The organism is Teichococcus deserti, from assembly GCF_001982615.1.
Lineage (GTDB): Bacteria > Pseudomonadota > Alphaproteobacteria > Acetobacterales > Acetobacteraceae > Pseudoroseomonas > Pseudoroseomonas deserti.
This window is the reverse complement of sequence record NZ_MLCO01000283.1, coordinates 1-988: the sequence shown is the minus strand read 5'-3', so window position 1 is coordinate 988 and position 988 is coordinate 1. Positions and strand designations below refer to the sequence as shown.

Annotated in this window: 2 protein-coding genes; both read left to right on the top strand. The window is 68.3% G+C overall.

Annotation, left to right across the window (positions count from 1 at the left end; translation table 11 throughout):
- Positions 1-436 (top strand): capsule biosynthesis GfcC family protein (locus BKE38_RS24180; RefSeq protein WP_207553660.1); only part of this gene is annotated, 436 nt, incomplete at its 5' end.
- Positions 433-927: a GNAT family N-acetyltransferase gene (locus tag BKE38_RS24175; RefSeq protein ID WP_242662555.1), complete on the top strand. Its 495-nt coding sequence runs from the start codon at positions 433-435 to the stop codon at positions 925-927. The genes BKE38_RS24180 and BKE38_RS24175, both read left to right, overlap by 4 nt.
- Positions 928-988 lie beyond the last annotated feature (61 nt).

Below are 988 nucleotides of genomic sequence, written 5' to 3'. Positions count from 1 at the left end.
GATGGTGGTGGAGGCCAATCCGGTCATCCTGGCGGCGCGGCCGGAGCTGGACGTGCTGCTGGAGCCGGGCGACCTGATCGCCATCCCGAAGCGGCCGAACGAGGTCACCGTGGTCGGCGCGGTGCTGAACCCGGGCAGCCTGCAGTTCAGCAGCGGCTGGCGGGCGACGGATTACGTGCGCGCCTCGGGCGGCACGCAGCGCTTCGCCGATGGCGGGCGGGCCTTCGTGGTGCTGCCGAACGGGCAGTCGGCGGCGGCGGGACTGGGCGCCTGGCAGGCGGGCGGGCCGCCGGTGCCGCCGGGCTCGCTGGTGGTGGTGCCGCAGGACCCGAGCCCCTACGAGACCTGGGGCTTCATCCGCGACCTGACGCAGACGCTCGGCCAGATTTCCATCAGCGCCGCGGCCTTGGCGGTGATTGCCAGGCAGGCCAAATGAACCAGGGTTCTTCCTTCTTCTTGGTTTGCCTGGAGCGATGGCTGATGAGTGGCTTGGAGATTGCGCGGGCCGAGGATGACGCGGCGCGCGAGGCATGTTTCGCCATCCGGCGCGAGGTGTTCGTCGTCGAGCAGCAGGTTCCGGAATCGGAGGAATACGATGCGCTGGATGCGAGCGCCCTGCATGTGCTGGCGCGGCGCGGCGGCGAGCCGGTGGCGACGGCGCGGGTGGTGCTGAAGGAGGAAGGCCGGGTCGCAAAGATCGGCCGGGTGGCGGTGCGGCGGATCGCGCGCGGCAGCGGCGCCGGGGCTGCCGTGATGCGCTGGATCGAGGGCGATCCTGCCGTGGCCGAGGTGCGCGAGTTCGTGCTGGAGGCGCAGACGCATGCCGTGCCGTTCTACGAGCGGCTGGGCTATGTGGTCGAAGGCGAAGAGTTTCTTGATGTAGGCATCCCGCATTTGTTCATGCGGAAGGCCAATTTGCAGAAATAGAAGGGGCGCAAACCTGTAGGTTTGCGCCCCTTCTATTTCTGCAAATTGGCCTTCCGCATGA

Excerpts from the sequence above, each read along its gene's own strand:
- BKE38_RS24175 (WP_242662555.1), top strand. The coding sequence starts at position 433 with ATGAACCAGGGTTCTTCCTTCTTCTTGGTTTGCCTGGAGCGATGGCTG.